Below are 25,233 nucleotides of genomic sequence, written 5' to 3'. Positions count from 1 at the left end.
CACGGCGGCGGCACGGGGGAAGGCGGCCACCGCGCGGCGGAGGTCGCGGGGGATCGCGGGAGGACCGCGGCGGGGACCGGATCCGGTACTGCCGTGCGAAAGGGGCAGGTAGCCTTGGCGGCGTGCCCCGTCTGTCAGAAGTCATCTCCGCGCTGGACGACCTGTGGCCCGCCGAGCGGGCCGAGTCCTGGGACGCGGTCGGCACCGTCGTGGGCGACCCGGACCAGGACGTCACGCGCGTCCTGTTCGCCGTCGACCCGGTCCAGGAGACCGTCGACGAGGCGGTGAAGCTCGGCGCCGGCCTGCTGGTCACCCACCACCCGCTCTACCTGCGCGGCACGACCACCGTCGCGGCCTCCACCTTCAAGGGCCGTGTGGTGCACACGCTCATCAAGAACGACATCGCACTGCACGTCGCCCACACCAACGCCGACACCGCCGACCCGGGAGTCTCCGACGCCCTCGCCGGAGCGCTCGGCCTCAGGGTCGTCCGGCCGCTGGTGCCGGACCCGTCCGACCCCGAGGGGCGGCGGGGACTGGGCCGCGTGTGCGAGCTCGACGCCCCGCTCACCGTGCGTGAGTTCGCCGCCCGCGCCGCCGGGCGGCTGCCCGCCACCGCGCAGGGCATCCGCGTCGCCGGCGACCCCGAGGCACCGGTGCGCACGGCCGCCGTCAGCGGCGGCTCCGGCGACAGCCTCTTCGACCACGTCCGGGCGGCCGGCGTGGACGCCTTCCTCACCGCGGACCTGCGCCACCACCCGGCGTCGGAGTTCATGGCGGACCGCGCCCACGGTCCTCTCGCGCTGCTCGACGCGGCGCACTGGGCCACCGAGTGGCCCTGGTGCGAGCTGGCCGCCGCCCAGCTCGACGAGATCTCCGACCGTCACGGATGGGACCTCCGGGTCCATGTCTCGCGCACGGTCACCGACCCCTGGACCGCCCACGCGGATTCGTCCCGGGCCCACCCGTCACCCACCGCCACTCTTCCGGGGGGCGCTGCGCGCGCCCCGCTCGATTCCGAATCATCTGGAGCCCCCAACTGAACGCCGAGCCCGCCGACCAGATCCGACTTCTCGACGTCCAGGACCTCGACGTCCGCCTCCAGCAGCTCGCGCACAAGCGGAAGTCGCTCCCGGAGCACGCCGAGATCGAGTCCCTGAACCGGGACCTCGCCCAGCTGCGCGACCTGCTCGTCGCCGCGCAGACCGAGGAGAGCGACTGCACGCGCGAGCAGACCAAGGCCGAGCAGGACGTCGACCAGGTGCGCCAGCGCGCCGCCCGCGACCAGAAGCGCCTCGACTCCGGCGCCGTCTCCTCGCCCAAGGACCTGGAGAACCTCCAGCGCGAGATCACCTCCCTCGCCAAGCGCCAGGGCGACCTGGAGGACGTCGTCCTCGAGGTCATGGAGCGCCGCGAGTCCGCCCAGGAGCGCGTCGCCGAACTGACCGAGCGCGTCGGCTCCGTCCAGGGCAGGATCGACGACGCGACCGCCCGCCGGGACGCGGCGCTGGAGCAGATCGACGGCGAGACCGCGTCCGTGACGAAGGAGCGCGAGGTCGTCGCCGCCTCGGTGCCGGCCGCGCTGCTCAGCCTCTACGACAAGCTGCGCGAACAGCAGGGCGGCATCGGCGCGGCCAAGCTGTACGCGCGCACCTGCCAGGGGTGCCGTCAGGAGCTCGCCATCACCGAGCTGAACGAGATCCGCGCCGCCGCCCCGGACACCGTGGTGCGCTGTGAGAACTGCCGCCGCATCCTGGTCCGCACGGCGGAGTCGGGACTGTAGGGCCTGTCGGCAGGGGATCGAGTCCGATGCGGGAGTTCGTCGTCGAGGCGGACGGCGGGTCACGGGGGAACCCCGGACCGGCCGGTTACGGGGCCGTGGTGAGCGACGCGGCGACGGGGGAGACGCTGGCGGAGGCGGCCGAGTACATCGGCGTCGCCACGAACAACGTCGCCGAGTATCGGGGCCTGCTGGCCGGTCTGCGCGCCGCCAGGGAGCTGGATCCGGACGCCCGGGTCCGGGTGCGGATGGACTCCAAGCTCGTCGTCGAGCAGATGTCGGGCCGGTGGAAGATCAAGCACCCGGCGATGAAGCCGCTCGCGGCTCAGGCCGCGACGGTCTTCCCGCCGGACCGCGTCACCTACGAGTGGATCCCCCGCGAACGCAACACCCACGCGGACCGGTTGGCCAACGAGGCGATGGACGCGGGCAGGCGGGGGGAGTCCTGGTCGCCCGCGGAGAGCCGCGCCGACCTGGACACCCCGCCGACCGCCCCGGTCGCCCCGGCCCCCGAGGGCACGCCGGGCGACGCGACGGCCGGGGCGGCGCGGGTGCGGGAGGCTCTGGCATCGGCGGGCGGCGCTGCCGCACCCGGTGAGCCGGAGCCGGAACGGCGCCCGGTGGCCGAAGGTACTGCCGCGGCTGGCGCCGCGGACCCGGCGGGGACGGTCCGGGGCCGCAGCACCGAGGACGCCTCCGGCGAAGAGCCGGACACGGAACCGGGCCCCGGGGCCGACGACACGGAGCCCAGCCCCAGGGCCGACGACACGGAAGCCGCGGACGTTCAGGGCGGGCGCGGTGCCGAAGGAGACAGCGGCGGAGCGGGCGGTCCGGCACCGACGGGCCGGGCTCGTAGCCGCCGGGCGGGGGAGCCCCCCGCCACGGGGGTCCGGGCCGCGGGCGCATCGGGCGAGGGCCCCGAGGTCGGAGGGCCCGGCAGGCCGGGTGGGCGCGGCGTTGAAGGGGACAGCGGCGGAGCGGGCGGTCCGGCACCGACGGACCGGGCTCGTGGCCGCCGGGCGGCGGAGCCCCCCGCCATGGGGGTCCGGGCCGCGGGCGCATCGGGCGAGGGCCCCGCGGACGGGGGGCCCGGCAGGCCCGCGGGGCCTGCCCCCGCCGAAGCCGACCGCCGGGCCGCGCAGGCCGTCGCCACCCCCTCCTCCGGGTGGGCGCCCGCCGACATGGGAGCGCCGGCCACCTTCGTGCTGCTGCGGCACGGCGAGACGCCGCTCACCCCGCAGAAGCGGTTCTCCGGCAGCGGGGGCAGCGACCCCTCCCTCTCCGACATCGGGCGCGAGCAGGCCGGGAAGGTCGCCGCGGCGCTCGCCCGGCGCGGCACCGTGCAGGCGGTCGTCGCCTCGCCCCTCGCCCGTACGCGCGAGACCGCGCGCATCGTCGCCGCCCGGCTCGGGCTCGACGTGGCCGTCGAGGACGGGCTGCGGGAGACGGACTTCGGCGCCTGGGAGGGCCTCACCTTCGGCGAGGTGCGCGAGCGGTACCCCGAGGACCTGGACGCGTGGCTGGCGTCCCCGGACGCCGAACCCACCGGCGGCGGCGAGAGTTTCGCAGCGACCGCCGCCCGGGTCGCGGAGGCCCGCGACAGGCTGCTCGCGGAGTACCGGGGCCGCACGGTCCTGCTGGTCACCCACGTGACCCCGATCAAGATGATGATCCGGCTCGCCCTGGGCGCCCCGCCCGAGGCGCTGTTCCGCATGGAACTGTCCGCCGCCTCGCTGTCCGCCGTGGCGTACTACGCCGACGGCAACGCCAGCGTCCGGCTGTTCAACGACACGTCCCACCTGCGGTAGGGCCTGTCGTCCGTATCGGACCGGCCGTGAGACGCGGTGCCTGGCCGGCCGACCCGAACGGGGTCCCCGCTCGAGCGCGGCCGGGAGCGGGGGCCGGCAACCGACGACAACGCCGCCGGGGCGCCGCCCACGCCGTGAAGGCGGCGGGGGGCGTGTGCCGGATCCCCCGCCGCCAAGGATGATCCGAGCGCAAGGCCCCGGACGGGGCTACAGCGCCGCCGCCTCCCGCGCCAGCCGCTCCACGCGGTCCCAGTCCCGGGCGGCCACCGCGTCCTCCGGCAGCATCCAACTCCCGCCGACGCAGCCCACGTTGGGCAGCGCCAGGTACTCCGGGGCGGTGTCGGGGCCGATCCCTCCGGTGGGGCAGAAGCGGGCCTGCGGCAGCGGTCCCGCGAGGGACTTCAGATACGCCGTGCCGCCGGCCGCGCGCGCCGGGAAGAACTTCATCTCCCGCACCCCGCGCTCCAGCAGCGCCATCACTTCCGACGCCGTGGACACCCCCGGCAGGAACGGCACCCCGGCCGCCCGCATCGCCGCCAGCAGCGTGTCCGTGCACCCCGGGCTGACCAGGAACCGCGCCCCGGCCGCCACCGCGTCCGTGACCTGCCCCGGCGTGAGCACCGTCCCCGCGCCGACCACGGCACCCGGCACCTCGGCGGCGACCGCCCGGATCGCGTCCGGCGCGGCAGGGGTCCGCAGGGTCACCTCGATCGCGGGCAGCCCGCCCGCCACCAGCGCCCGCGCCAGCGGCACGGCGTCGGCGGCGTCCTCGACCACGACCACGGGCACCACGGGAGCGAGCCCGAGCACCGAGAAGGGGACAGCGGGCGCGCCGGACGACGGCAGGGGAGCGTTCATGGCGCTCATCCTGCCGTCGGCGCGCATCCTGCGCAAAGGTCGTTGCGCATAGTGCAACGCGAGGGTCAGTGCACCTCGTCCACCAGCACGTCCAGCGCCCACGCCGCCCCCGCCCGGGACGGCGCCGCGGCCTCCACCACGTACCCGAGGTCCCGCAACGCCTCCACCAGCTCCGCCGGGTCCTTCGGCGCGGCCCCGGCCGTCAGCAGACTCCGTACGATCCGGCCCTTGGTCGCCTTGTTGAAGTGGCTGACCACCTTCCGGGTCGGCGCGTGCAGCACACGGACCGTCGCCGTCCGCCCGGCCACCTCACCCTTCGGCTTCCACGCCGCCGCGTACGCCGCCGAGCGCAGGTCGAGCACCAGCCCCGACCCCGCCGCCTCCGGCAGCACCTCGGCCATCGGCGTCCGCCAGTACGCGCCCAGCGCGCCCAGGCCCGGCAGCTTGACCCCCATCGAGCAGCGGTAGGAGGGGATACGGTCGGTCACCCGGACCGCACCCCACAGCCCGGAGAACACCAGCAGCGACCGCGCCGCCCGCCGCTTCGCCGCCGCGTCGAGCGAGGCCAGGCCGAGGGCGTCGTACAGCACGCCCGTGTAGATCTCCCCGGCCGGGCGGGCCCCGGCGGTGCGCAGCTCACGGTTCTTCGCGACCTCGCCCCGCAGGCCCTCGCTCAGCCCGAGCGCGTCCCGCGCCTTGTCCTCGTCGCCGGAGCAGAGGTCGACCAGCTCGGTGAGGACCTCCTCCCGCGCGGCGGTCAGTCCCGGCAGCGACAGGGACTCCGGCCGCAGCGGGGCACCGCGGCCGGAAGCGGCCTTGCCTTCGGACGGCGGCAGCAGGACAAGCACAGGTACTCCTTCGATCGAGCTCGCCTGTCAGGGTACGGCGTGCCGTCCGCCGTCCGGCCTGGTGGCGTGGGGTACGGCACCCCTCTCCGGCGGGCTCGGCTCTACGCGGCGGCGGGCTCGGCTCCTACGCGGCGGCGGTGAGGGCCCGTACCAGGCCGTCGGCGTCGTCGGCGTGGAAGCGGACCACACGCACGTCACGGGTCCGGCCGAGCAGGGACCGGTGCGTGACCGGCTCGGTCAGCTCCACCGTCACGGTCGTCTGCGAGCCGACGGCGAGGTCCAGCTCACCGTCCGCCGGTTCGTGCGTCATCCGCAGCTCGCGCCGCACGGAGGCGATCCGCTCCCTCGGTATCCGCAGGTCCACGTGGACGGCCCGGCGGATCCGCAGCCCTTCCGGCCCGAGGACGTGCGGACGGACGACGGACGCGGCGTGGAGCGCGACGACGAAGACGACCGTGTAGACATCGAGGAAGAGCACCACCGCGTGCGCGGCCGGCCAGTCGCTCAGCAGCGCGGACATCGCGACCGTCTCCACCACGCACACGAACGCGAGCCCGAACATCATGGCCGTCTCCCCGCGCGCATAGCCGAAGGCGGTGCCTCCGCCCGTCCCGTCCGTACGCCGCGCCAGCCACAGCACGAGGCTCGCCATCAGCCGCGCCTCGTGCCGCACCAGTGTCCAGCCCACCCGCGTCGCCGCCATCACACACCCCCTCCACGTGTTCCGCCCCCGCGCCCCGGCCGCTCCGTCCTCGGCCGGTCCGCCCACCGTCGGCCCTACCTCACCCGCACGCTCCGCACCCACCACCCTCTCCTTCCACGACCGCCCGCCCTCGCGTGCTCTTCCCGTACTCCCGTCCGCCGCGGCCCCGCTCACGACCGCCCCTCCGCGAGCCTCCGCAGCGCCCGGCGGAAGGCCTCCGCCTGGGCGGGGGCGAAGTCCGCGTACAGGGCGGTCAGGAAGCTGTTGCTCTCGTCGAGGACGGCGTCCTCGGGCAGCAGCTCGGCGGGCACGCACTCCGCGATGGCGCGGGCTGCCTCGTCGATCCGCGGATCGTCGGGCCCGGCACCTTCGAGCTCGTCGAGCAGCCGGTACACGGCCGTGGCCCGCTCCGCCCCGCCCGGCGCGTCGACCACCCCGCTCATCAGCCCCATCAGCCGCTTCCGCTCCTCCGGCGGCGCGGAGGTCTCGATCAGCGCGAGGATCTCGCGGTCCTTCGCGGCCATGGGGGAGTCGGCGAGATGGGCGGTGTCCCGGAACAGCGCGGCCAGCTCCGGCGAGACCGGACCCTCCGCGGCCGTCCCGCCCTCCGACTCCAGCAACGTCCGCAGCCGCGCCCGCCGCTCCCGGATCGCCTCCTCCTGCCGCGCCAGGTCCTCGTCCAGCTCCGCCAGCACCTCGGCGAGATCCTTGCCCGCGTCGTCCGCGAGCACGTCCCGCACCTCGGCGAGCCCGAGTCCCAGCTCGGTCAGCCGCCTGATCCGCGCCAGCACGACGGCGTGCCGCAGGGTGTAGTCCCGGTACCCGTTCCCGAGCCGCTCCGGCTCCGGCAACAGCCCGAGATGGTGATAGTGCCGCACGGCCCGCGTGGTCACCCCGACCGCCGCGGCCAGCTCTCCGATCCGCATGCCCCCAGTAGAAACGCTGACGTCGCGGCAGGGTCAAGGGAACGCTGTGGCGCCCGACGGGGCCGCTGTTCCGCCACGATCGGGCGAACGGTTCCCGCACCCGCGAAGGGCGACGAGTACCGGGAGCACCGCACCCGCCCCCTGGGCAAGCCCCTCCCCCTCCCCGGGCCCTTCGCCTTCGACCTGGACACCGCCGACTTCCTCTGATCCCCTGAGGAGCGGGGGTGTGACGGCGTGGGGGACGGGCGGGAACAGGCCAGGTGGACCAGGGCGCGGCTCGGGCGGTGCGGGCCCGCGCTGGATCTGCTCACCGCCCGGTTCGCCCGGCACGAGTACGCGCCGCACGCGCACGACGAGTACACGGTCGGAGTCACCGTCGGCGGCCTCGAGGTGATCGCGTACCGCGGCGGACGCATCGTGTCCGGGCCCGGCTCGATCGTCGTGCTCGAGCCCGGCGAGATGCACACCGGAGGCCCCGCCGCCCCCGAGGGCTACGCCTACCAGGCCCTGTACGCCGCCCCCGCCCTGCTCGGCGACGGCACCCTCGGCACCGCCCTCCCGTACTTCCCCGACCCCGTCCTGCACGACCCGGAGCTGGCCGCCGCCCTGCGCCGTACGCACACCGACCTCAGCGCCCACCCCGACCCGCTGGAGGCCGAGTCGCGGCTGCCCTGGCTGCTCGCCGCGCTGGCCCGCCGCCACTCCACGTCCCGCGCCGACGACGGCGCCCTCCCCGGCGCCCGGTCCGTCGCGCTCACCGTCCGCGACCGCCTCGCCGACGAGCTCCTCGCCCCGCCCTCCCTGGCCGACCTCGCGGCCGACCTCGGCCTCTCCCGCTACCAGCTGCTCCGCGCGTTCCGTACGACGATGGGCGTGCCGCCGTACGCGTGGCTCGCCCAGCACCGGGTGGCCCGGGCCCGCGCCCTGCTGGACGCCGGGGTGCGGCCGGCCGAGGCGGCCGCCCTCGTCGGCTTCGCCGACCAGGCGCACCTCACCCGGTGGTTCCGCCGTGTGCTCGGCGTGACCCCGGCGGCGTACCGCAACAGCGTTCAAGACGCGGGGTGCTGAGCAGGCGGACACTCTCCGCATGACTGCACGCGGCTGGTTCCTGTTCTCCCTGATGGGAGTGGTCTGGGGCATCCCCTATCTGTTGATCAAAGTGGCGGTGGACGAGGTGTCCCCGTCGGGCGTGGTCTTCGCCCGCTGCGCCGTCGGGGCGCTCCTGCTGCTCCCCTTCGCCCTGCGCCAGGCGGGCCTCGCCCGGAACCTGCGGGCGCACTGGAAGCCGATGCTGGCGTTCGCGGTGATCGAGATCGTCGGCCCCTGGTACACCCTGACCGACGCCGAGCGTCACCTCTCCAGCTCCACGGCCGGACTGCTGATCGCGGGCGTCCCGATCGTCGGCGTGCTGCTGTCCCGCGCCTTCGGCCGGGCGGAGTCCCTCGGCCCCCGCAGGACCGCGGGTCTGGCGCTCGGTCTCGGCGGCGTGGGCGTCCTCACCGTCCCCCACCTGACCGGCGGCGACGCCCTCTCCCTCGCGGAGGTCCTGGTCACGGTCGTGGGCTATGCGACGGCGCCGCTGATCGCCGACCGCCACCTCAGGGACGTCCCCACGCTGCACCTGATCACGCCCTGCCTGGCCCTGGCCGCCCTGGTCCACGCCCCCGCGGCGATCGCCTCCCGTCCCGATGCGCTCCCCGCCCCGGAGACCCTGGCCGCGCTGGCCGCCCTCGGCGTCGTCTGCACGGCGGTGGCGTTCGTCGCCTTCCTGGAGCTGATCAAGGAGGCGGGCCCGATCCGCGCGTCCGTCATCACCTACGTCAACCCGGCGATCGCGGTGGCGGCCGGCGCGCTCTTCCTCGACGAGGCCCTGACCACGACGGTGGTGGCCGCCTTCGTCCTGATCCTCACCGGATCCGTGCTGGCCAACGCGCGGGAGCGGAAGCCGGCCGGCCGGCGGGTACCATGGTCGACACGGCAGACGAGCCGGGCGGACGGCCGCGTGGAGTCCCCGTAGGGGGCTTCCCGAGGAACGTCCGGGCTCCACAGGGCAGGGTGGTGGCTAACGGCCACCCGGGGTGACCCGCGGGACAGTGCCACAGAAAACAGACCGCCCGACGCTCAGGCGCCGGGTAAGGGTGAAACGGTGGTGTAAGAGACCACCAGCGCCTGAGGTGACTCAGGCGGCTGGGTAAACCCCACCCGGAGCAAGGTCAAAAGGAAGCACCCCGGTGCTTCTGCGCGGACGTTCGAGGGCTGCCCGCCCGAGTCCGCGGGTAGACCGCACGAGGCCGGTGGCAACACCGGTCCTAGATGGATGGCCGTCGCCGGTGGGTCCGCGAGGACCCACCGGAACAGAACCCGGCGTACAGCCCGGCTCGTCTGCCGCTCTCCTCCCTCTGCGGAGGAGCCGCCGTTTCCTCGTGCGCGACCCCCGTGTGTCCTCGCTCACGCAAACCGGCGCGAGCTGCCGTCACCGAACCTTCACGACCGGCGGGAATCCTTCACCTTCATGTCCTCCTCGTCACCGTGGCCAGGTGTGAAGCGCCTCTGGCATAACCGCAGTTGGCCGAAAAATGATGCCTCGCGTGGGTGAGGGGAGCCGCGACAGGCCTCCTGTGAAGCAGATGTGACGAACCGTCAGGCGCAATCGTGGGTGCGTTGTCGCACTCCGGCCCGGCTCGTCCGACCTCGTCACGGCTAGCACAGCGGAACGTACGAGCGATGGGTTCACGACGAACTGATTTTGCTGACGAGCTGTTCAGCAAGCGGGGCTTCGGCGCGCATCGGGGTGATTAGCATGAGCCGTACGTGGTCGGAAGATCGCCTTCTGTGGGCAGATCCCTTCCCCGGCCCGCGGCCGTCGTCGTAGGCCGCCCCCTTCCCCTGCTCTCACCGACCGAGGGACCGCTCCATGCCAGTGCCTGCTTCTCCCAGCCAGCACCCACCGGCGGGGGCGCCGCGCACCTCGTTCGCCGCACGGGCTGCCGTGCTGGTGGTGACCGCCGCCGCCGGTGGTGCGGCGCTCGCCCTGGCGCCCTCCGGCGCCACCCCGTGGACCCTGGCCGTGGTGCTGGCCGGATGGGCGTGCGTGGCCGTCACCGTCCTCGTCGACCACCGCCTCGTCCGGAAGGCCCGCGCCACCGCCGTCGAGCGGGAGTCGGAGGTCGGCCGCCTCCGCGCCGAGGCCGCCCGCCGCTCCGCCGAGATCTCCCACCTGGCCGGAGCCACCCTGCCCGCCGTGGCCGAACGGCTCCGCGAGGGCACCAGCGCCGCCGACGTGCTGGCCGCCGTGCCCCCGCCGTCCGACCCGCAGCTCTCCCGCGTCACCCACGCCTTCGCCGCCGTCGTGGAGGAGGACGTACGGCGCGTGATCACGCTCGACGACGAGTACCGCGCGATCCGGGACGAACTCGACCGGACCGTGGCCGAACACGACCGGTTCGCACGGGAGACGATGCCGGCCGCGATCACCCGGCTCCGCGAGGGCCGCTCCGCCGACACCGTGCTCGCCGAGACCGACCTGCCGCAGCACCCCGCCCTGCGCGCTCCGGCGGAATCGTTCATCCGTGAACTCGCCCACAGCGAGCGGCGCGCCGCCGCCGCCCAGGCCGCCTCCGCCAAGGCGCTCAGCCGCGTCCAGGCCAAGGCCGTACAGATGCTCGCCGACCTGCGCGAGATGCAGGAGCGGCACGGCGAGGAGGTCTTCGGCGACCTGCTCAGGCTCGACCACAGCACCTCCCAGCTCGGCCTGATGACCGACCGGCTCGCGCTGCTCATGGGCGGCCGCTCCAGCCGCGCCTGGAACAAGCCGATCAAGATGGAGAGCATCCTGCGCGGCGCCGCCGGCCGTATCGCCGCCTATCAGCGGGTGCGCCTGCACTGCTCCACCCGCACCGCGGTCGCCGGGTTCGCCGCCGAAGGCGTCATGCACCTGCTCGCCGAACTGATGGACAACGCGGCGAACTTCTCCCCGCCCATCGACGAGGTGCACGTCTACGTCGAGGACCGCAGCGCCGGCATCGTCGTCACCATCGAGGACAGCGGCCTGAAGATGGCCGACGCGGCGATGCGGCGCGCCGAGGAGGCCGTCACCGGCCGCGTCACCGACCTCGCCTCCCTCCAGGGCACCCGGCTCGGCCTGGCCGTCGTCGGCCGGCTCGCCTCGAAGTACGGCGTCAGCGTCAGCTACCGCCCGTCCTCCCGCGGCGGCACCGGCGTCGTCGTCCTGCTGCCCCTGCACCTGCTCGCCCAGCACCGCGAGCCGGCCCCGTACGAGACGGCCGGGCGGGGCGAGTCCCTGGCCGGGCGCGGGGGCGCGGCCCGGGGCGTGCCCGTGCAGTCCCCGTCGGCGTCGCGCGCGTCCTCGCTCCCCGCCCGGGACGCGTACGCCCTGCCCGCCGCGGGGTCCTCCGCCGGCTCCCGCAGCGACGCCGACGCCCTGCCCGTCCGCGGTTCGAACGGCTCCCGCGGCGACCGTGACAACGCTGCCGAGCCCCGCCCCACGGCGGCGGAGCTGCCCGCCGCCCCGGAAACCCCGGCCCCTCGCACGGAGCGCCAGGCCGCCATCACCGAGCGGTTGTCCGAACTGCCCACCGTCCCCGGCCAGGGACGGCACCGGCAGCCGGACAGCACCACCCCGAACGGCCTCCCGGTCCGCGCCCCCGGCCGCACCATGGCCGAGGCCGAACGCGAGCGCGAACAGCGCCAGTCGGCGGCCGCCCGCTCCGGCGACACGTCGGGCCGGCGCGGGGCGCGCGACGCCGGCTCCCGGTTCGGCGCCTTCCACCGCGGCGCACGGCAGTCCGGCAACGGTGTCACCGGCACGCCCGGCACCGGCACGCCCGGCACCGGCACGCCCGGCACCGGCAAGCCGGGCGACGGCACCTCCGGCGTCGACTCCCTGCCCCCCGCGGCTCCCTAGTCCCACCCCTCCCGTACGGCGCCGCGGCCCGGCCCCGTTCGGCGTCCGGGGCGACGGCGCCCCTTCCCGCTCGAGCACGTGAGATAGGAGGCACGGGCCGGTGACCGGCCAGTCCGGACACCACCGTCCCAACACCACCATGCAGACCACGACCACCGACAACAGCCTCAACTGGCTCCTGCAGGGTCTCCTGGAGCGGACCCCCGGCGCACGGCACGCCCTGGTCCTCTCCCGGGACGGCCTCAAGCTCTGCTGGAGCGAGCACCTGACCCTCGACCTCGCCGACCAGCTCTCGGCCATCTGCTCCGGTATCCAGGCGCTCGCCCAGGGCGCCTCGATGGAGTTCGGCGACGGCACCGGCGGCGTACGGCAGTCGATGACCGAGTTCCACGGCGGGCTGCTCTTCATCGTGGAGGCCGGCGCGGGCGCGCACCTCGCCGTCGTCGCCGGTGAGGACGCCGACCCGGGCGTGGTCGGACACCAGATGATGGAGCTGGTCGAGCAGATCGGCGACCACCTGCGGGCCGAACCCCGAACCGAGGCCCCCGGGAGCGGCACCTCGTGACCCCGCGCAAACCCGTCGACACGGGTGACCCGGACCGGCTCTACACCGTCACCGGAGGGCGCAGCCGCGCCGACGAGTCCTTCGACCTGGTCACCCTGATCGTCAGCGAGAGCGCGCCGACGCCGGGGATGCAGTCGGAGCACGCCCGGATCCTCGAACTGTGCGAACACCCCGTCGCCGTGGTCGAGATCGCCGCGGAACTCGGGCTGCCGGTCACGGTCGTGCGCATCCTGCTCGGCGACCTGCTGGACACCGGGCGCATCACCGCGCGCCACCCGCGCGCGGCGGCGTCCGTCGCCTCCCTGCCCGATTCCGCCCTACTCCAAGAGGTTCTCCATGGACTCCGCAACCTCTGAGCTGCCCGCCCACCGCACACCGCTCCGCGACACCGCGGAGACGGGGCTGAAGATCGTCGTCGTGGGCGGGTTCGGCGTGGGCAAGACGACGCTGGTCCGCTCCGTGAGCGAGATCCGGCCGCTGAACACCGAGGAGGTGATGACGCAGGCCGGTGTGGGCGTCGACGAGACCGAGGGGGTGGCGGCGAAGACCACGACCACGGTCGCCTTCGACTTCGGGCGGATCAGCCTCAACGACCGCATGGTGCTGTACCTGTTCGGCGCGCCCGGGCAGGAACGCTTCTGGTTCCTGTGGGACCGGCTGTTCTCGGGCACCCTGGGCGCCGTCGTCCTCGTCGACACGCGCCGGATGGACGACTCCTGGTACGCCATCGACCGGCTGGAGCACCACGGCACGCCGTTCGTCGTCGCCGTCAACCGGTTCGACGACGACGGCGTCCGGTACTCCCTGGACGAGATACGCCAGGCGCTCGCCCTTCCCGCGCACGTGCCGATGGTCGACTGCGACGCCCGGGTCCGGGCTTCCGGCAAGGACGTGCTGATCACCCTCGTGAACCACCTCCACGACCTGGCCACCGCCAAGGAGGCGACACTGTGACCGATCCGGCCGATCCCTTCGCGCGGCAGACCCGCACCGCGGACGGGCCGCCCCCGGGGTGCCCCGCGCACGCCGGCGCGGTGAGCCTGACCGGGCTGGACTTCCAGCAGACGCCGTCGGAGCTGTACCGCACGATGCGCCGCGAGCACGGCCCCGTCGCGCCGGTGCTGCTGGACGGCGGCATCCCGGCCTGGCTGGTGCTGGGCTACACCGAACTCTCCTACGTGACCAGCCACGACGAGCTGTTCGCGCGGGACTCCCGGCGTTGGAACCAGTGGGAGAACATCCCGTCGGACTGGCCGCTGCTGCCGTACGTCGGCTACCAGCCGTCGGTGCTGTTCGCCGAGGGCGACGAACACCGGCGGCGGGCCGGTGTGATCACCGACGCCCTGGAGGGCGTCGACCAGTTCGAGCTGGGCAACGAGTGCCTGCTGATCGCCGACGACCTCATCGCGCGGTTCGCCGGCAGCGGCCAGGCCGAGCTGATGTCCGACTACGTGCACCCCCTGCTGATGCGTGCCGTCGTGCAGATGTGCGGGATGCCGGCGACGGGTGAGGACACCCGCCGGCTCGTCGACGACCTGCGCATCTCCCTGGACGCGGCGGAGGGCGAGGACCCGGTCGCCGGGTACAACCGGGTGGGCGAGCGGCTGCGGCAGCTGGTCAAGGAGAAGCGGATGGCGCCCGGCCCGGACGTCACCTCGCGCATGGTGATGCACCCGGCGGGGCTCTCCGACGAGGAGATCGTCCAGGACCTCATCTCCGTGATCTCGGCGGGCGAGCAGCCCACCTCCAACTGGGTCTGCAACACGCTGCGTCTGCTGCTGACCGACGAACGCTTCGCCGTGAACGTCTCGGGCGGCCGGCTCAGCGTCGGCGAGGCGCTCAACGAGGTGCTGTGGCTGGACACGCCGACGCAGAACTTCATCGGGCGGTGGGCGGTACGGGACGTGCAGCTCGGCGGCCGGCAGATAAGGGAGGGCGACTGCCTGGTCCTGGGCCTGGCCGCGGCCAACACCGACCCGCAGATCTGGCCCGAGGGCCACGTCGGCGCGGAGAACGCCGCGCACCTGTCCTTCAGCAACGGCGAGCACCGCTGCCCGTACCCGGCCCCGCTGCTGGCGGACGTGATGGCGCGCACGGCGGTCGAGACGCTGCTGGAGCGGCTGCCGGACCTGGTGCTGTCCGTGGAGCCGGAGGAACTGGTCTGGCGTCCGTCGATCTGGATGCGGGGCCTGATGGAACTGCCGGTGCAGTTCACGCCGGTGGTGCAGTAGGGCCTCGCCGGCCGGGACGCGGGTGGGCACCGGCCCCCCTCCGCGGACGGCCGGGCGCGGTGGGACCCGACCGTGGCGGAACCTGACCGGAGCGGCCTCGGTTCCCGGCGGGACCCGCTCGGGGTGTAATCCGGCCGCGGCGGGCCCGGTGGGGGCGGAGCCGACCGGGTGGGCCGGGCCGACGGGATCTGGTCGGGACGGAATTCGACTGCGGGGGACCCGGTTGGGGCGGAGCCGACCGGGCGGACCCGGCCGGGACTGGAACCGGCCGCGGCGGACCCGGTCGGGATTGGGTCCCGCCGCGGCGGACCCGGTCGGGATGGAATCCGGCCGCGGCCGACGGGATCCGGCCGGGACGGGACCCGCGGGACCGGATCCGGCCGGGACGGGCGGTGGGTACGGGAGTGCGGCGACCCGTGGCGGTCAGCCGGTCACCGGCGTGAACCGGACCGGGAGGCTCTGCACGCCGCGGGTGAACACACCCTGCTCGGCCGGGCGGAAGCCGTCGGCGAGACGGACGTCCGGCATGGCGTCGAGGAGCTGGTTCATGCCGATCTCCACCTCCGCCTTGGCCAGCAGCGCGCCGACGCAGAAGTGCCGGCCGAGCGCGAAGGCGAGGTGGTCGGCGGCGGCGGAGAAGGCCTTGGTGGTGGCCAGGTCCTCGCGGAAGATGTCGAACCGGTCCGGGTCGGCGTAACGGCGCTCGTCCCGGTTGGCGGCGCCTATCAGGCAGGTGACGGTGGCGCCGGCCGGCACGGTGCCGCCGCTGAGGGTGACCTCCGTCGCGGACTGCCGCATGATCATGTGGACCGGCGGGGTGTGGCGCAGGGTCTCGGCGAAGGCGCGGGGTATCAGCGAGCGGTCGGCGCGGACGGCGGCGAGCTGGTCGGGGTGGGCGAGCAGGTTCGCGAAGATGCCGGCGATGGCCTTGTCGGTGGTCTCGCCGCCGGCGGCCAGCAGCAGGCTGCAGAACGCCTTGACGTCCTCGTCGCTCATCCGCACCCCGTCGACCTCGGCGCTGCACAGCGCGGACAGCAGGTCGTCGCCCGGGTTCTCGCGGCGCTCGCGGATGATCGGCAGCATGTACTCGGCGAACTCCACACGGGTCCGCTCGCCGGCCGCCGTCACCTCGGGGTCGCCCGCCAGGTTGCCGAGGAAGGCGATGACGGCGGTGTACCAGCGGTGGAAGCGGGGGTGATCGGCCTTGTCGAGGCCCAGCATGTCGGCGATGACGTTGACCGGGAAGCGGGTCGCGAAGTCGTCGACCAGGTCGGCCGAGCCCTTGTGGCGGAAGGCGTCGATCAGTTCACGGGAGTTGCGCTCGATGACCGGCAGGAACTTCTGCTCGAGGTCGCTGCCGCGGAAGGCGGGCGCGACCAGGGCGCGGCGCACGGCGTGCTCACGGCCGCTCATCTGCAGGATCGTCTTGCCGTGCACCGGCTCGAGCTGCCAGGCGTAGTTGTCGGTGGTGAACTCACCGGCCTTGTCCTTGAAGACGCGCTCGACGTCCTCGTAGCGCGAGACGACGTAGCTCTTGGTCGCCTCGTGCCAGAGGAGGGGCGCGGTCTCCCGCATCACGCGGTAGGCCGGATAGGGGTCGGCTGCGAACTCGGGCGAGAGGATGTCGGGCACCTGCTGGGCGGTGGACATGGGGCTCCCTGCGATCGTATTTCGTGTACTGCACAAGGTTATTGATCATCTGTCAGCAACGACAGACCGCCCGATGACCGGATCCGCTTGAACGATGAACAGGCCGAAAACAGCCCCTTGCGGCGCTCCCCGTGTACATGAGAGCCCTGCCGTCCGAAAGGACCGGCAGGGCTCTCATGACCGTACGAGTGTCAGACGCACCGCTCCGAGGAGGCCAGCCCGACGAACCCCGCCCACGCGTCACGCGAGACCGTGAGGACGGGCCCGGCGGCGGCCTTGGAGTCGCGGATGTGCACACCTGCTGTACCGTTTGCGACCTCTACGCATTCGCCGCCCTCGGTACCGCTGTGGCTGCTCTTGAACCAGGCGAGGCCGGAGGCGACGGTCGAGGACTCAGCGCTCTTCATGGCGATCCCAGCAACCTTTCGATGAACTCCGTTGACTCTCGCGGACTGAGAGCCTGTGATCGGATGATCCCATAGAGCGCCGCGGCCAGAACCCCTTGTTCCGGGTCGGTCTCCAAGGAGCCGATGCCTCGCGCCTCGGCATACACGAACTTCTTGCCGTCCTTGCGCGTGACGACCGTGAACGGACCGTTCACGCCCGCGTTGTCCTCACGGTCGAGCGGCATGACCTGGATCTCGACGTTGCGCTTCTGTCCGATCAGCAGCAGATGCTCCAGCTGTCCCCGCAGCGCGGCCTTACCCCCGTAGGGGCGTCGTAGCAGCGACTCGTCGAGCACGAAGCTGAGGAAGGGTGCCGGCCGGCGGTCGAAGATGTCCTGTCGGGCCAATCGTGCTGCCACACGCTGTTCTGTGGTCTCTTCGTCCAGGGGAGGGCGCCTCATACCGAGCAGCCCTCTCATGTACTCCTCGGTCTGGAGCAGTCCGTTGAGGACGGGCATGCTGTAGGAGACGAGTTCAACGGCCTCCTTCTCCAGCGTCGCCATCCCCTGGAAGAACACCGGATACTGAGCCCGCTCCACCTCCTCCTTCCATACGCACAGCAGCCCGTCGGCACCCAGCACCTCGTCCGCCCGTTCGATGGTCCGGGGTGACGGAATCCTCCGCCCCTGTTCGAACGACGCGACCGTGGCCGCCGAGTACCCGATCCGGCTCCCGAACTCCGCCCGGTCCAGCCCTTCCCGCAGCCGCAGCGTCTTCAAGGTCTGCCCGAACGCGGCGACCACGCCCTTCCCCGCCCCGTCCTCGGGCCGGCGCGCGCCGCCCCCGCCGTCGTCGCTCTCCCATCCGTCCCCGACACTCACGACCGTTCCGCCGTCCTCGCCGCACGCCAAGGCGTCCGTGCCCGTACGCTTCGTCATCGACCACCGCCTTCTCGGGCTCAACGCGCCCGCCGGGGACGCCGTCACGCCACACGCCTCGTACGCTCACCGGCACGTCGCGTACAGCGGCCCACGTCGGTGCGTCACCCCTGGTCACGCTGGGCGACCGGCGCGACCGTGGACGGCATGACGAACAACCCCGCCGGTCCCACCGGCCCCGGCCGACTCGCCACCCCCGCCGCTCACTTGGGCACCGCATCACCGGGCCTCATTCCGGTGTCCCGCACCTTCGCGATGCGCTTCACCTCCACCCCGCGCGGAGCCCGTCTCGCCCGCCACCTCACCGCCGTCCGCCTGGACGCCTGGGGCCTTCCGTACGGCACCGACGACCACGACGCGATCGTGCTGATCGTCGCCGAGCTGACGGCGAACGCCGTGCTGCACGGCAACGTACCGGGCCGGGACTTCCACCTCCGTCTCGCGCTCCTGGCCACCGGGCCCCGTTCCGCCACCGTTCGCGTCGAGGTCACCGACTCCCGAGGCGAGCGGGTCCCGCCGCGGCCGGGCGTCTCCCGGCCGGAGGTCCCCGCCGTCGACGAAACCGGCCGGGGTCTCCTCCTGGTCGCCGCGCTCGCCGCCCGCTGGGACTGGCGCCCACGGCCGGGCGGCCCGGGTAAGACGGTCTGGGCGGAATACGAGACCGCGACCCAATCAGATGTACATCCGCTGCATTCGCGACATGAGTGAACCGGTGATCGAATCCATGGCCGAGGTCCGAGGCCACCTCGCCGACGTCATCGACCGTGCCCGGCGGCAGGAGACCCCGACGATCATCACCCGGCGCGGAAAGCAGGAGGCCGTCGTGATCGACATCGAGGAGTACCAGCGGCTGCGCCGGATCGCCGAGGACGCCGAGGATCCTGGCTCAACCGGCTCGCCGACGAAGCCGAGTCCGAGGGCCTGGAGGGGTCGGTATCGCTCGAGGAGATGGCCGCCATGCTCCGCACCGACCGGGACTGACCGCATGGGATACGTCACGCGCTTCACGCCGCACGCGCAGCGGGACATGCACAAGATCCCGCGCCCGGACGTCCTGCGGATCCTGTATCGGCTCACCGAGTTGCAGAAGGCGATGGACGCCGGCGACACAGCGGCGTTCGACATCAACGCCCTGCAGGGCCACAGCGCCCGGTGGCGGCTCAGGGTCGGTGAATACCGCGTCGTCTACACCGTGGAGGACGGTCGGCTGATCGTGTGGGTCCTGGCTCTCGGCAATCGCTGGGACGTCTACCGTCAGGTGCCCTGACGTGCCGTCCTGCGAACTAGGTACCTGACGACGACGTTCGCGCCCGCCGAGCCCCCGGGTCCGCCGCGGCCTCAGGCCCGACGTCACCCGCCCGGCAGTCGTACGAGGAAAATGCGGCGACGTGCCCCCGGGTTCCGCGGTACGTTCCCGCTGTTCGAAGGGGGAGCCCGTGACCAAGCTGAACCAGATCATCGCGGTGGAGAAGGGTGTCAAGAGCAAGTCGCTCCAGGACATCAACGCCGCGCACGCCAAAGTGCAGAAGCCGGCCCTGCTGGCCGGTATCTCGCGCACGTACCAGCCGAAGGACGAGGAGGGCGAGCAGCTGCCGCCCGAGTCCACGCGGGTGCAGGTGCAGGCCGAGGACGTGCTGCGCGAGGTGTCCGCCTCGCTGACGCGGCTGTTCGACGTCACCGCGACGAAGGACTGGGCCAACTGCCTGGCCCGCGCGGACGTCACGGTCGACGGGCGGGCACTCGTCGCCGACGTTCCCGTCAGCTATCTGCTCTTCCTCGAGAAGCAGCTCGCCGAACTGCACGGCTTCGTGAAGAAGCTGCCGACGCTGGACGCCGCGGAGTCCTGGTCCCCCGACCCGTCCACGGACTGGTGGAAGACCGACCCGGTGCGCACGATCCGCACCAAGAAGGTGCCGCGCAACCACGTCAAGGCGGAGGCCACGGAGAAGCACCCGGCGCAGGTCGAGGTGTACTACGAGGACGTGCCGATCGGTTACTGGACCACCGTGAAGTTCTCCGGAGCCCTCCCGGCGCGGCGGGTGAACGAGTTGCTGGAGCGGGTCGAGAAGCTCCAGCAGGCCGTGAAGTTCGCCCGTGAGGAGGCCAACGGCACCGAGGTCACCGACCAGCGGGTCGGCGACGCGGTGTTCGGCTACCTGTTCGGCTGACGCGCGGCGCGGCCACAGGTGGCATCCACGATCGCCCCCGCGTGCGAGCGCGGGGGTGCGCTACGGGGCGCGGGCCGGGTGAGGACCGGTTCGCGCCAGGAGCGCAAGCTGAAACTGAAGTTCAGCCTGAAGAGCGGTCGTCGCAGAGGCGGCCGCGGTCAATCTCAGACTCTCGCTCCAGTCTCAGCATCGCCGCCGATCGCCGGACCGAACGGGGACGGACGAACGCCGTCGGATGCGAGTTCGACTCTCGCCTGCGCCTCTCTTCTCGGCGCGGTAGTTCAAAGGAAGAACACGACGGCCTGACGACTGATCCGTCCTCAAGCGCCGCCGGCGTGCGAATTGGGTGGCACCCCAGGGGCCCGGGAGCTGGATACGACTCCCGGGCTCCGCCACGTTCTGCGCCCCTCGACCGAGGTCGGGCCCGCCCGCGCCGCACAGTCGTCCAGCAACCCCTTGCCCTGGCGCGCACTCCAACTCCTACCGTCCCCCGCATGGAGTTCACACGCACACTGGGACGCAGTGGTATCCAGGTCAGCGCGCTCGGGTTCGGGTGCTGGGCCATCGGCGGGGAGTGGCAGGACGACACCGGGCAGCCGCTCGGGTGGGGGAAGGTCGACGACGAGGAGTCCGTGCGGGCGGTCCGGCGGGCCCTCGACCTCGGTGTCACCTTCTTCGACACCGCCGACGTCTACGGCACCGGCCACAGCGAGCGAGTCCTCGGCAGGGCGCTCGGCTCGCGGCGGGACGACGTCGTCGTCGCCACCAAGTGGGGCAACCTCTTCGACCCCGACACCCGCACCCTCACCGGCACCGACGACTCCCCTGAGCACCTACGCCGTGCCTTGACCGCCTCCCTGCGCCGGCTCGGGACCGATCACGTCGACCTCTACCAGCTGCACCTCGCCGACGCCGACCCCGACCGGGCGGCCAGGCTGCGCGACGCGTGCGAGGAGCTGGTCGCGGAGGGGCTGATCCGGGCGTACGCCTGGAGCACCGACGACCCCGCCCGTGCCGCCGTCTTCGCCGAGGGGCCGCACTGCGCCGCCGTGCAGCACGCGCTCAACGTCCTCGACGACGCCCCCGAGTTGCTGTCGCTCTGCGAGAAGAACGATCTCGCGTCCGTCAACCGCAGCCCGCTCGCCATGGGTCTGCTGACCGGCAAGCACCGCGGCGGCCGGTCGCTGGAGGCCGGGGACATCCGCAACCGTCCGCCCGCCTGGCTGCGGGGCTTCGGCGACGGCGGCGGCGCCGACCCCGAGTGGCTGGCCCGTGTCGACGCGCTGCGGGACATCCTCACCAGCGGCGGCCGCACCCTTGCCCAGGGCGCCCTGGCCTGGCTGTGGGCGCGCAGCCCGCGCACCGTGCCCATCCCCGGCTTCCGCTCCGTCGCCCAGGCCGAGGAGAACGCCGGCGCGCTAGCCAAGGGGCCGTTGACCGAGCGGCAGATGACAGAGGTGGAGCGCGTCCTCCGGCGAGAAGCGGCAGGGGCCGCGTAAGACGTGCGGCAGCCGTTCCACCCGCCGGTGCGCACCCGCGGTCCCGCGCGGGCCCACCCCCAGCCGGCGGCGTGGAACGGCTGCCGCCTCCCCCCTGGATGTGGCCCATCGGAAGACCGCTGCCTCAACTGTGAAGCTTTGGTGCAGAGAAGTTGAGCATAGGTTCTCCACCGGCCGCAATGGCGCGGATGTGCTAATTCCGATTGTGGGGATCGTGGCGCGCCGAATGCCGCGCCGACGCCGCGGAACGCCTCAGCCCCGCCCCACGTACGGCATCCCCGTCGCCAGCACCGTCGCGAACTGCACATTCGCCTCCAGCGGCAGCTCCGCCATGTGCCGCACCGTGCGTGCCACATCCGCGACGTCCATCACCGGCTCCGGCGCGATCTCCCCGTTCGCCTGCGGCACTCCCGTCCGCATGCGCTCCGTCATCTCCGTCGCCGCGTTGCCGATGTCGATCTGGCCCACCGCGATCCGGTACGGACGCCCGTCCAGCGCCAGCGACTTGGTCAGGCCCGTCAACGCGTGCTTCGTGGCCGTGTAGGCGACCGACCGGGGGCGCGGGACGTGCGCCGACACCGAGCCGTTGTTGATGATCCGGCCGCCCTGCGGGGTCTGCCCCTTCATCTGCCGGTACGCCGCCTGCGCGCACAGGAACGCCCCGTTGAGGTTGGTGTCCACCACGTGCCGCCACGCCTCGTACGGCAGCTCCTCCACCGGCACCCCGCCGGGTCCCGACGTACCTGCGTTGTTGAACAGCAGGTCCAGCCGCCCGAAGCGGTCGACCGCGGCCGCGAACAGCGCCTCCACGTCTCCCGGTCGTGACACGTCCGTCGGGACGGCCAGTGCCTCCCCGCACCCCGCACCGGCCGCCCCCGCCGTCTCCTCCAGCGTCTCCTCCCTGCGCCCGGCCAGCACCACCGACCAGCCCCCGCGCAGCAGTTCACGGGTCACCGCGCGTCCGATGCCGGAGCCCGCCCCGGTGACCACCGCGACCCCGGTCCGCCCGTCCCGTCCGTCCGTTTCCTTGGCGTTCATGGGCCCGCAGCGTACGGGAGGGTTCGCCATGCGGACCTCATACGACCGTCATCCGGATGCTGTGTACGCGTCAACGGTGCGTCGTCCCCGGCCACTGCAATTCCTCCCGCACCCACTCGCCCGCCAGGGGAGGACCCATGACGCAGGACCTCACGGCGCCCCACGCCGCCCGCTCGTCCCACGCCCCCGAACTCCGCGCCGTCGCCCGCCACATCGGCCGCCGCCGCTTCCTGACCGCCACCGGCGCCGCCGCCGCGCTCGCCTTCGCCGTCGGCGTGCCCGGCGCGGGCACCGCGGCCGCCGCCGAACTGGACACCGCGCGGCTCACCGACGACCCCTTCACCCTCGGCGTCGCCTCCGGTGACCCGTACCCCGACTCGGTGCTGCTGTGGACCCGCCTCGCGCCCGTCCCGTACCAGGCCGACGGCGGGCTGCCCGCCCGCCGCGTCACCGTCGAGTGGGAGATCGCCCTGGACGCCCGCTTCCGCAGTGTCGTCAGACGCGGCAAGGCCGACGCCCACCCGGAGTTCCACCACACCGTGCACGTCGAGGTGGGCGGGCTCGCCCCCGGCCGCGTCTACCACTACCGCTTCCGCGCCGGCCGCTTCGTCAGCCCCGTCGGCCGCACCCGCACCGCGCCCGCCCCGCGCAGCCGCGCCGCCGGGCTCACCTTCGGCGTCGTCTCCTGCCAGCGCTACGACCAGGGCTACTACACCGCCTACCGGCACCTCGCCCAGGAGGACCTCGACGTCGTCTTCCACCTCGGCGACTACCTCTACGAGTACGCCGTGAACGACGTCGCCGGCGCCCGCGCCTACCCGGCCGGCACCCTGCCCTCCGGCCTGTTCAACCGGGAGACCGTCACGCTGGAGGACTACCGGCTGCGGTACGCCCTCTACAAGTCCGACCCCGACCTCAGGGCCGCGCACGCCGCGCACCCCTTCGTCGTCACCTGGGACGACCACGAGACCGAGAACAACTACGCCGACGACACCCCCGAGAACAGCGTCCCGCCGGAGGAGTTCCTGCTGCGCCGGGCCTCCGCCTACCGCGCCTACTGGGAGAACATGCCGCTGCGCCGGCCGCAGCGCCCCGAGGGGCCCGACCTGAAGCTGTACCGCCGGCTGCACTGGGGCCGCCTCGCCCAGTTCGACGTGCTCGACACCCGGCAGTACCGCTCCAACCAGGCTTACGGCGACGGGTGGCAGTACCCGGGCCCCGAGTCCGAGAACCCCTCGCGCACCCTCACCGGCGCCGCCCAGGAGCGCTGGCTGCTCGACGGCTGGCGGCGCTCCGACGCGGTGTGGAACGTCGTGCCGCAGCAGGTCACCTTCTCCCAGCGGCTCGACACGCCCACCCCGCCCGCCAAGGTCTCCATGGACTCCTGGGACGGCTACCCGGCCTCCCGCGAGCGCGTCCTGGCCGGCGCGCAGGCCGCCGGCGTCGAGAACCTGATGGTCCTCACCGGCGACGTGCACGTCCACTACGGCTTCGACATCAAGCGGGACTTCGCCGACCCCGGCTCGAAGACCGTGGGCACCGAGATCGTCACCACGTCCGTCACCAGCGGCGGCAACGGGTCGGAGAAGCCCGCCAACTGGGACAACCTGACCGCCGCCAACCCGCACATGCGGTTCTACAGCGGCCTGCGCGGCTACACGACCGTCACCCTCGGCCGGGAGCGGGCGCGCGCCGACTTCAAGACGGTCTCCCACGTCACCACGCAGGGCGCGCCGCTCACCACCGCCGCCTCCTTCGTCACCGAGGCGGGGGACCCGGGGCTCAAGCCGGCATGACCGCCGCGCCGTGCGCCTCCTCGTCCGGGTAGCGGACGCCGACGCGGTCCCGGATCGCGTCGAGCGTCCGCATCACGGCGAGGGTGCCGTCCAGCGGGACCACCGGCGACTCCGTCTCACCGGCCCGCAGCGCCCGCATCACCTCCGCCGCCTCGTGCTTGAGGCTGGCCCGCGGGCCGTCGGCCGGGTCGGCCACGAACTCCTCGGCGTCCCGGCCGTCCCGGTGCAGCACGAACCGCTCCGGGAAGAAGAAGCCGTTCGGGATGTCGATGCGTCCCTCGGACCCGGTGACCGACGCGGAGGTGGCCGTACCGCCGACGATGGAGCAGTGCACCGAGGCGAGGGCGCCGTTCTCCCAGGAGAGCAGCGCCCCCGTCTGGAGGTCGACGCCCTCCTCGGAGAGCGTCGCCCGCGCGACGACGTCCGACGGCTCGCCGAGCAGCAGATGGGCGAACGACACCGGGTACACCCCGAGGTCCAGCAGCGCGCCGCCGCCGAGCGCGGGGTCACGCAGCCGGTGCGTGGCAGGGAACGGGCCCGCGAGACCGAAGTCCGCCTGGACGTGCCGCACTTCGCCGATCGCGCCGTCGGCGACCAGCGCCTTGAGGCGGCGCACCATGGGGTGGCAGTACATCCACATGGCCTCCATCAGGAAGCGTCCGCCGTCCCGCGCCAGCGCGACCAGCTCGGCGGCCTCGCGCGTGTTCAGCGTGAACGGCTTCTCGCACAGCACGTGCTGTCCGGCCTCCAGCATCATCCCGGCGGCCGCGCGGTGCGCGGAGTGCGGGGTGGCGACGTACACGACGTCGAGGCCGTCGTCCGCCGCGAGCGCCTCCCAGTCGCCGTAGGCGCGCGGTATGCCGAACCGGTCGGCGAAGGTCTTCGCGGACTCCACCGAGCGGGACGCCACAGCGACGACCTCGGCGTCGGGCATGTCCACCAGGTCCGCCGTGAACGTCGCGGCCATGCCGCCGGTCGCCAGGATCCCCCAGCGCACCTTCTGCTCTGTCATCCGTCCCACCCTGATCGTGTCGTTCGCCGTATCGTCGACGATGGCCGATGGAAGCGCTCCCATGACATCGTCGTCGACGCCGAGCACTCCGTACGAGCTGAGA

At 73.2% G+C, this 25,233-nt stretch carries 23 protein-coding genes, 1 tRNA gene, 1 other RNA gene and 1 pseudogene; 17 read left to right on the top strand and 9 right to left on the bottom strand.

The genetic code is table 11. The annotated features are described in order from the left end of the window. The first annotated feature begins 122 nt into the window (after nucleotides 1-122). From MTR79_RS26410 to MTR79_RS26400, 3 genes are read left to right on the top strand one after another with little or no spacing between them, the layout of a single operon-like run. Nucleotides 123-1,043, top strand: coding sequence for a Nif3-like dinuclear metal center hexameric protein (locus MTR79_RS26410; protein WP_244792101.1), 921 nt, complete (start codon nucleotides 123-125; stop codon nucleotides 1,041-1,043). Then, entirely contained in the window at nucleotides 1,040-1,783 is a 744-nt protein-coding gene (locus MTR79_RS26405) for a C4-type zinc ribbon domain-containing protein (protein WP_048457718.1), read from the top strand. The genes MTR79_RS26410 and MTR79_RS26405 overlap by 4 nt, the downstream gene beginning before the upstream one ends. A gap of 26 nt (nucleotides 1,784-1,809) precedes the next feature. After that, nucleotides 1,810-3,588: a bifunctional RNase H/acid phosphatase gene (locus tag MTR79_RS26400; protein WP_244792100.1), complete on the top strand. Its 1,779-nt coding sequence runs from the start codon at nucleotides 1,810-1,812 to the stop codon at nucleotides 3,586-3,588. Nucleotides 3,589-3,795: 207 nt separating this feature from the next. On the opposite strand, the gene eda is transcribed toward MTR79_RS26400, so the two are convergent. The 4 genes from eda to MTR79_RS26380 all read right to left on the bottom strand — a co-directional run bounded on the left by eda (nucleotide 3,796) and on the right by MTR79_RS26380 (nucleotide 6,923). Continuing rightward, on the bottom strand, nucleotides 3,796-4,446 hold the full coding sequence (gene eda / locus MTR79_RS26395; protein ID WP_244792099.1) for a bifunctional 4-hydroxy-2-oxoglutarate aldolase/2-dehydro-3-deoxy-phosphogluconate aldolase: 651 nt from the start codon (nucleotides 4,444-4,446) through the stop codon (nucleotides 3,796-3,798). Nucleotides 4,447-4,511: 65 nt separating this feature from the next. Beyond that, nucleotides 4,512-5,294: a peroxide stress protein YaaA gene (gene yaaA / locus MTR79_RS26390; protein ID WP_244792098.1), complete on the bottom strand. Its 783-nt coding sequence runs from the start codon at nucleotides 5,292-5,294 to the stop codon at nucleotides 4,512-4,514. Between the two features lie 124 nt (nucleotides 5,295-5,418). Next, nucleotides 5,419-5,997, bottom strand: a complete 579-nt coding sequence (locus MTR79_RS26385) for a hypothetical protein (protein WP_244792097.1) — start codon at nucleotides 5,995-5,997, stop codon at nucleotides 5,419-5,421. 170 nt (nucleotides 5,998-6,167) lie between these two features. Beyond that, the gene (locus MTR79_RS26380; RefSeq protein ID WP_114873617.1) at nucleotides 6,168-6,923 is read right to left on the bottom strand and encodes a MerR family transcriptional regulator; all 756 of its coding nucleotides are present in this window, start codon (nucleotides 6,921-6,923) and stop codon (nucleotides 6,168-6,170) included. A gap of 234 nt (nucleotides 6,924-7,157) precedes the next feature. Here MTR79_RS26380 and MTR79_RS26375 point away from each other — a divergent pair, with 234 nt between their 5' ends. The 7 genes from MTR79_RS26375 (at nucleotide 7,158) to MTR79_RS26345 (ending at nucleotide 14,643) form a co-directional block, all read left to right on the top strand. Continuing rightward, nucleotides 7,158-7,991 carry an AraC family transcriptional regulator gene (locus MTR79_RS26375; protein ID WP_048457692.1) on the top strand — a complete coding sequence of 278 codons (834 nt, stop codon included), beginning with the start codon at nucleotides 7,158-7,160 and terminating at the stop codon, nucleotides 7,989-7,991. 914 nt (nucleotides 7,992-8,905) lie between these two features. After that, an RNA gene (gene rnpB, locus MTR79_RS26370) (RNase P RNA component class A) lies at nucleotides 8,906-9,308 on the top strand. A gap of 529 nt (nucleotides 9,309-9,837) precedes the next feature. Further along, the gene (locus MTR79_RS26365) at nucleotides 9,838-11,847 is read left to right on the top strand and encodes an ATP-binding protein (protein ID WP_244792096.1); all 2,010 of its coding nucleotides are present in this window, start codon (nucleotides 9,838-9,840) and stop codon (nucleotides 11,845-11,847) included. A 139-nt stretch (nucleotides 11,848-11,986) separates the two neighbouring features. Further along, a complete protein-coding gene (locus tag MTR79_RS26360) occupies nucleotides 11,987-12,412 on the top strand; it encodes a roadblock/LC7 domain-containing protein (protein WP_086698749.1) in 426 nt (141 codons plus the stop codon). Beyond that, nucleotides 12,409-12,768 carry a DUF742 domain-containing protein gene (locus MTR79_RS26355; protein WP_019522447.1) on the top strand — a complete coding sequence of 120 codons (360 nt, stop codon included), beginning with the start codon at nucleotides 12,409-12,411 and terminating at the stop codon, nucleotides 12,766-12,768. The genes MTR79_RS26360 and MTR79_RS26355 overlap by 4 nt, the downstream gene beginning before the upstream one ends. Continuing rightward, nucleotides 12,749-13,366: an ATP/GTP-binding protein gene (locus tag MTR79_RS26350; RefSeq protein WP_086698730.1), complete on the top strand. Its 618-nt coding sequence runs from the start codon at nucleotides 12,749-12,751 to the stop codon at nucleotides 13,364-13,366. The genes MTR79_RS26355 and MTR79_RS26350 overlap by 20 nt, the downstream gene beginning before the upstream one ends. Next, nucleotides 13,363-14,643, top strand: a complete 1,281-nt coding sequence (locus MTR79_RS26345; protein WP_086698732.1) for a cytochrome P450 — start codon at nucleotides 13,363-13,365, stop codon at nucleotides 14,641-14,643. The genes MTR79_RS26350 and MTR79_RS26345 overlap by 4 nt, the downstream gene beginning before the upstream one ends. A gap of 423 nt (nucleotides 14,644-15,066) precedes the next feature. Here MTR79_RS26345 and MTR79_RS26340 read toward each other — a convergent pair whose 3' ends face one another. The 3 genes from MTR79_RS26340 to MTR79_RS26330 form a co-directional block, all read right to left on the bottom strand. Next, entirely contained in the window at nucleotides 15,067-16,293 is a 1,227-nt protein-coding gene (locus MTR79_RS26340) for a cytochrome P450 (protein WP_086698733.1), read from the bottom strand. Nucleotides 16,294-16,484: 191 nt separating this feature from the next. Next, nucleotides 16,485-16,700, bottom strand: coding sequence for a DUF397 domain-containing protein (locus MTR79_RS26335; protein ID WP_244792095.1), 216 nt, complete (start codon nucleotides 16,698-16,700; stop codon nucleotides 16,485-16,487). Beyond that, nucleotides 16,697-17,617, bottom strand: coding sequence for a helix-turn-helix transcriptional regulator (locus tag MTR79_RS26330; protein ID WP_244793304.1), 921 nt, complete (start codon nucleotides 17,615-17,617; stop codon nucleotides 16,697-16,699). Before MTR79_RS26330 ends, MTR79_RS26335 begins: the two co-directional genes overlap by 4 nt. Nucleotides 17,618-17,764: 147 nt before the next feature. Between MTR79_RS26330 and MTR79_RS26325 the strand changes: the two genes are divergently transcribed. The 6 genes and pseudogenes from MTR79_RS26325 to MTR79_RS26300 all read left to right on the top strand — a co-directional run bounded on the left by MTR79_RS26325 (nucleotide 17,765) and on the right by MTR79_RS26300 (nucleotide 21,284). Beyond that, nucleotides 17,765-18,325: an ATP-binding protein gene (locus tag MTR79_RS26325; RefSeq protein ID WP_244792094.1), complete on the top strand. Its 561-nt coding sequence runs from the start codon at nucleotides 17,765-17,767 to the stop codon at nucleotides 18,323-18,325. Nucleotides 18,326-18,329: 4 nt separating this feature from the next. Further along, nucleotides 18,330-18,598 (top strand): annotated as a pseudogene (locus tag MTR79_RS26320) (type II toxin-antitoxin system Phd/YefM family antitoxin). 4 nt (nucleotides 18,599-18,602) lie between these two features. Then, nucleotides 18,603-18,884 carry a type II toxin-antitoxin system RelE/ParE family toxin gene (locus MTR79_RS26315; RefSeq protein ID WP_244792093.1) on the top strand — a complete coding sequence of 94 codons (282 nt, stop codon included), beginning with the start codon at nucleotides 18,603-18,605 and terminating at the stop codon, nucleotides 18,882-18,884. A gap of 169 nt (nucleotides 18,885-19,053) precedes the next feature. Beyond that, nucleotides 19,054-19,785, top strand: coding sequence for a hypothetical protein (locus MTR79_RS26310; RefSeq protein WP_086698742.1), 732 nt, complete (start codon nucleotides 19,054-19,056; stop codon nucleotides 19,783-19,785). Between the two features lie 139 nt (nucleotides 19,786-19,924). Further along, a tRNA-OTHER gene (locus tag MTR79_RS26305) sits at nucleotides 19,925-20,047 on the top strand. 232 nt (nucleotides 20,048-20,279) lie between these two features. Further along, complete coding sequence (locus tag MTR79_RS26300; RefSeq protein WP_244792092.1) at nucleotides 20,280-21,284, top strand: aldo/keto reductase; 1,005 nt, start codon at nucleotides 20,280-20,282, stop codon at nucleotides 21,282-21,284. 252 nt (nucleotides 21,285-21,536) lie between these two features. Here MTR79_RS26300 and MTR79_RS26295 read toward each other — a convergent pair whose 3' ends face one another. Then, nucleotides 21,537-22,322 (bottom strand): SDR family oxidoreductase, encoded by a 786-nt coding sequence (locus MTR79_RS26295; protein ID WP_244792091.1) that lies wholly within the window; start codon nucleotides 22,320-22,322, stop codon nucleotides 21,537-21,539. Nucleotides 22,323-22,459: 137 nt separating this feature from the next. Between MTR79_RS26295 and MTR79_RS26290 the strand changes: the two genes are divergently transcribed. Next, nucleotides 22,460-24,118 carry an alkaline phosphatase D family protein gene (locus MTR79_RS26290; RefSeq protein ID WP_156703072.1) on the top strand — a complete coding sequence of 553 codons (1,659 nt, stop codon included), beginning with the start codon at nucleotides 22,460-22,462 and terminating at the stop codon, nucleotides 24,116-24,118. On the opposite strand, the gene MTR79_RS26285 is transcribed toward MTR79_RS26290, so the two are convergent. Then, complete coding sequence (locus tag MTR79_RS26285; protein WP_244792090.1) at nucleotides 24,105-25,130, bottom strand: Gfo/Idh/MocA family oxidoreductase; 1,026 nt, start codon at nucleotides 25,128-25,130, stop codon at nucleotides 24,105-24,107. The two genes, MTR79_RS26290 and MTR79_RS26285, sit on opposite strands and share 14 nt — an antisense overlap. Between the last annotated feature and the right edge of the window lie 103 nt (nucleotides 25,131-25,233).

The organism is Streptomyces sp. BJ20 (genome assembly GCF_022869105.1).
Classification (GTDB): Bacteria; Actinomycetota; Actinomycetes; order Streptomycetales; family Streptomycetaceae; genus Streptomyces; species Streptomyces griseoincarnatus.
This window is presented reverse-complemented; position numbering and strand designations above follow the sequence as displayed.